This window comes from Vibrio sp. R-1 (genome assembly GCF_035615595.1).
GTDB classification, from domain to species: Bacteria; Pseudomonadota; Gammaproteobacteria; order Enterobacterales; family Vibrionaceae; genus Vibrio; species Vibrio cholerae.
This window is the reverse complement of the sequence record NZ_WPDC01000149.1, coordinates 1-4066: the sequence shown is the minus strand read 5'-3', so window position 1 is coordinate 4066 and position 4066 is coordinate 1. Positions and strand designations below refer to the sequence as shown.

7 protein-coding genes are annotated in these 4066 nt (G+C 43.2%); 5 read left to right on the top strand and 2 right to left on the bottom strand.

Going from position 1 to position 4066, the window contains the following annotated elements; translation table 11 throughout:
- Positions 1-53: 53 nt before the first annotated feature.
- Positions 54-368, bottom strand: coding sequence for a hypothetical protein (locus GOU96_RS17025; RefSeq protein WP_267783180.1), 315 nt, complete (start codon positions 366-368; stop codon positions 54-56).
- Between the two features lie 245 nt (positions 369-613).
- Here GOU96_RS17025 and GOU96_RS17020 point away from each other — a divergent pair, with 245 nt between their 5' ends.
- Positions 614-886 carry a helix-turn-helix domain-containing protein gene (locus GOU96_RS17020; RefSeq protein ID WP_088124697.1) on the top strand — a complete coding sequence of 91 codons (273 nt, stop codon included), beginning with the start codon at positions 614-616 and terminating at the stop codon, positions 884-886.
- 541 nt (positions 887-1427) lie between these two features.
- On the opposite strand, the gene GOU96_RS17015 is transcribed toward GOU96_RS17020, so the two are convergent.
- A complete protein-coding gene (locus tag GOU96_RS17015; RefSeq protein ID WP_000021944.1) occupies positions 1428-1817 on the bottom strand; it encodes a helix-turn-helix domain-containing protein in 390 nt (129 codons plus the stop codon).
- A gap of 123 nt (positions 1818-1940) precedes the next feature.
- Here GOU96_RS17015 and GOU96_RS17010 point away from each other — a divergent pair, with 123 nt between their 5' ends.
- The 4 genes from GOU96_RS17010 to GOU96_RS16995 all read left to right on the top strand — a co-directional run bounded on the left by GOU96_RS17010 (position 1941) and on the right by GOU96_RS16995 (position 4012).
- Complete coding sequence (locus GOU96_RS17010; protein ID WP_000273561.1) at positions 1941-3083, top strand: phage/plasmid replication protein, II/X family; 1143 nt, start codon at positions 1941-1943, stop codon at positions 3081-3083.
- 10 nt (positions 3084-3093) lie between these two features.
- Positions 3094-3375 carry a single-stranded DNA-binding protein gene (locus GOU96_RS17005; RefSeq protein WP_000590111.1) on the top strand — a complete coding sequence of 94 codons (282 nt, stop codon included), beginning with the start codon at positions 3094-3096 and terminating at the stop codon, positions 3373-3375.
- Positions 3372-3725 (top strand): hypothetical protein, encoded by a 354-nt coding sequence (locus GOU96_RS17000; RefSeq protein ID WP_000022883.1) that lies wholly within the window; start codon positions 3372-3374, stop codon positions 3723-3725. Before GOU96_RS17005 ends, GOU96_RS17000 begins: the two co-directional genes overlap by 4 nt.
- Before the next feature lie 68 nt (positions 3726-3793).
- Positions 3794-4012, top strand: coding sequence for a hypothetical protein (locus tag GOU96_RS16995; RefSeq protein ID WP_053034453.1), 219 nt, complete (start codon positions 3794-3796; stop codon positions 4010-4012).
- Positions 4013-4066 lie beyond the last annotated feature (54 nt).

Below are 4066 nucleotides of genomic sequence, written 5' to 3'. Positions count from 1 at the left end.
AAAGGGCGGTCTTTACGTTGCTTTCCTGTCTGCTCAAATCGACTCATGGTGTACTATGCCGCCTTTAATTCAGCTTCGAGTAAATCAAGGGCTATATTTGCATCAAGAAACCATTTGTTTAGCTGTTCTATTGTCATCCAGCTATGGGCAAAGGTTGAATCTGAATTTGGGGTTTGAGGCGTATCAAAGAAGTCACCATTAACAAACCAACGAATACCCAGTTGAACGTGCTCACGGTGGCCTGTTTCTGACTTTCTGAGGTTGAACTCAATGGAATGAGGCGTCTTGATATTGAGCTCAGTGATTCGCTGAATCAGCTTGGCTGTATGAGCTTGAAAGGTTATCAGTTGTTCGGGTGTGGTATTCATGGCTAATGTCCTTGTTTATCTATTCAAAATCCCCGTCCAAATCTGCCGCATCTATCAAGTCACTTAGAGGGGTGCCCTTAGTACCGTCAACGTGTTCGACTCACTCAAGTAACTAAGGGCAATTTTGATAGATGTCGGAACCATCGCGGCTTGGACGACTATATTTAAGACATGCATTGTGACTACTGACAACTGTTTGGATGTCATGCGAAATGTGAAATATACTCGATAAAGGAGGTGAAAAAATGATAACGACATTAGACTTGCTAAACCGTTTACGCATTGAAAAACAGTTAGTTAGCGATAGACAGGTAGCTAAATATTTAGATATTAGCCAAGCTTCAGTTCAAAAATGGAGAAATGGCGGCACAATGAGCGATGAAATGGCGTGTGAAATCGCCGAAATGCTAGGTTTAGATGTAGATTTAGTATTGCTGGCTATCATTGCAGAAAGATCCAAAAATGAGCGTGCAATTGGCGCTTTTGAACGTCTAACAGAACACCAAAAGATAGCATGAAAATAGAGGCAAAAAGTAAAGGTAACTTATTGATTTGCAATTAAAAGTTGCCTTTCTTTTTTGTCTATCTTGGTGCGCATTAGGTGGTGCGGCGTTATGTTGAGGGGGAGTCGTCAGTATCATTGCGCAAGCACTGACGGCCTCACTTGCAGCAGAAGGTGGGCAGCTTGCTGAATCGTTCTGCAAGAGTGAGCCCGTAACATAATGGCGACTAATACGAATTCAGGTGTTTTGCCTTCTTAAAAAGCAACAAAGAAAGCTTTTCTAAAATTCATCCGTCCGCCGCAGTCATCAGCTTTGCTGATGCGAGGAGACGGAATTTCTACAGGTTCTATTGAGACAGCGGTCGCCGTGAACTTCATTGCCTCACTACGACTATTCGCTTATCTAACTCGATGACGACGGACGCACGACGACGAAGACTGAGGAGGAGGAGGAAGGAGGAAGCGGGTTAGACCCCCGTCTAGTATTACGGGGGTAAATGGCCGAAAACGGTTGGGGTTACTGTTACACCCCAACTAAGTCCGGACTTCCGGACTATTTACTTTGTTAACTCTTCTGTTTTCCCGTCAAATATCGATACTCCAAAGATCGTATTGTTTTCCATTAAGTGTTGTAAGCTCTTGGCTATACAGTATTTATCAATTACGGCTAACAAATGTTCCTTATCAGTTTCGGGGAGTTTTTGAACCCTCTCAAGTGCAATTTCCATTAGCGCATCGAGACTCGTTTTTGAAACGTCCATTAACAGGGCATTTGGAGTGCATTCCAAAGCTTGAGTGATTGCATACAGTGTACTTAGTTTTGGATCAGTTTCGTTTCTTTCGATCTTCGATATCTGGCCTAATCTTATTCCACAATTTTTTGCTAACTCTCCCTGCGTCCATCCCTTATCACGTCTTAAACGCTTTAGATTTTCACCTATAGACATTAATACTGCTCCATATTCATCTTGTGAGATGAATTATAACCCTATATATTTGCACTATTGGCTTAATTGATTCTGTAGAGTTAATTAAATTCACCTCCTAGGGCTATTGACAGGGTTTTTGACGTGTATTTCATTGACCAGCTTTTCATGCAACAACTGCATCCTGACGGTGGGCTTCCACTGGTCGGGACGCATGTTATTGAAAGGCTTGATATGGAGTCTGGTGAAGCGCTGCCGCCCTCTGTAAATCAAAAGCGTTTAGAGGGGTCGTTCAGCTCAAAACTGACGATTCGCTGCGATGGTTACAAAGTTAGAGTTGAAGGCAATCCGTCCCGATGGCAAAGAATGGATAATCTGTTTGGTCTGACTACTCTGGATGAATGCGTCGAAATCTATAACCACATTTTACGCCAATACGATTTACCTCCCTTTACCAAAAACACACGTCTGTTCCCACGTCAAACGCCGGATGGTAAATCATCATCGCTGGTCGGTGATGGTGCCGAAATTACCTCGATTGACTGGACTCGAAATTTGGCAGTAGGCAAGGGCAAAGAGTCATCCTTTATCCGTGGTATGTCCTCGATGCAAATTGGGCGAGGGCGCAAGCCTCATTTATTTCCTAACGGCATGACTTGCGGTTGGGGCTACAGCTCATCTTGGGCACTTAACAAACTTTATTGCAAAGCATACGAACTCAAAGAGCACTTACGAAAAGACAAACGTAAACGAGATGGCATCACAGAACTTCAATTGAACTATATAGAACAGCTTATCCATTATTGTGAAGAATACGGCGTAGTCCGTGACGAAATGAGTATGAAGCAACTTTTCTTGAAAAAACACAATTTACAGTTTTACGGCCTAGTTAACGAACACGACTTTTATGCACATCTGACCGATATCGAGAACGCTATGAAGACCATCCAAATTAACCATGATGAACACAAAAGCATTGCCGACCAACTTCTTGAACTGGGCATTGTCAGCAGTCGCCAAGCAGCTAATGCTACACAGAGTTATGCCATCATGTGGCAAAGTGGTACTGATATTCGACAAGTCCTTAATCGCTCTCAATTCTTTGAGCACAAAGCTCGTCTTAAACAAATTGGCCTCGATATCGGTCAGCCATTTGATGTGTCTCGCATGTGCCCGACACTAAAACGTTCAGAAGTGATCGAGGTTAAACCTCTGCCTATTCCTAGTTGGTATCAACTTCCTGTTGTGGCCAACTCCAACATACTGCCATTTAGAGCAATCGCATAGAGACAGTACCATGATTAAAATCGAGATATTCCAAGATGACGTAAAGGTCAGCACCCGAACCACCAAAGCAAAAGATGACAAACCTGCTCGCGAAATTTACGAACAAACGGCTTATGTTTACCTGGGCGGTAAGTTCCCTGTCCAGATGAAGCTCCAACTGGAAAAAGGGCAAGAGCCTTATGCCGCTGGACTTTATACGCCACATAGCGCTAGCTACATTGTGAATAACTTCGGTGGTTTAGAGCTGAAAAAGTTCGGCATGATCATTGAACCTTTGGAGGTAGACCTATGAGTATCATTACTCCTGAAGAACTTAAGAAAGTGGCTGGGTTACCGGAACACGCGAATTTCCACGGCTGGCTTATTCATAGCCCTGAGAAAGATGACTTTCTTCTTAAGTACAAAGAGAAAGGCATTGCAATTAGTAAGACTTGGTGTGGCTTACCAGACCAAGCGATGCGATTTAACCGCTTTGTCAGGGCGTTAAAGGTCATCGAACTCTTAGAGCTTCAAAATCAAGCGATCATTGTTGCGGCTTTTGATTTGGGACGTCAGATAGTTGTATTGGCCCCAAATGATTTTAAAGAGCGAATGTCTTTGCCGTCCTCAAATCCATTTAGAGTTCATGTCATGCCGAATTAATAAAGAAGCCCGTAACTGATGCAACAGCTACGGGCTGATTCACAATCAACTTAGATAGGAAGTTAATTATGAAGGAATATACCTTAGACGATGCACAGGCCGTTGCCAATGATCTCTCTGATATCTCGTTGTTCTTAAACTCTACATCGTGTCGAGAGAACGAAGCGTTACAAGCGATTATCTGGGAACGTCTGCAATCTCAAATCGAGCACTTGCAAAGCTTGTTGTCGTTCATCCAGATGCAGCCAACCCTTAAAGCAGAGCAAATCCACCAATCCCTAAACTGAACCTCGCCATAATCTTTCAACTGTCATAAAGGCTCTTTATGGCAGTTGAAATCC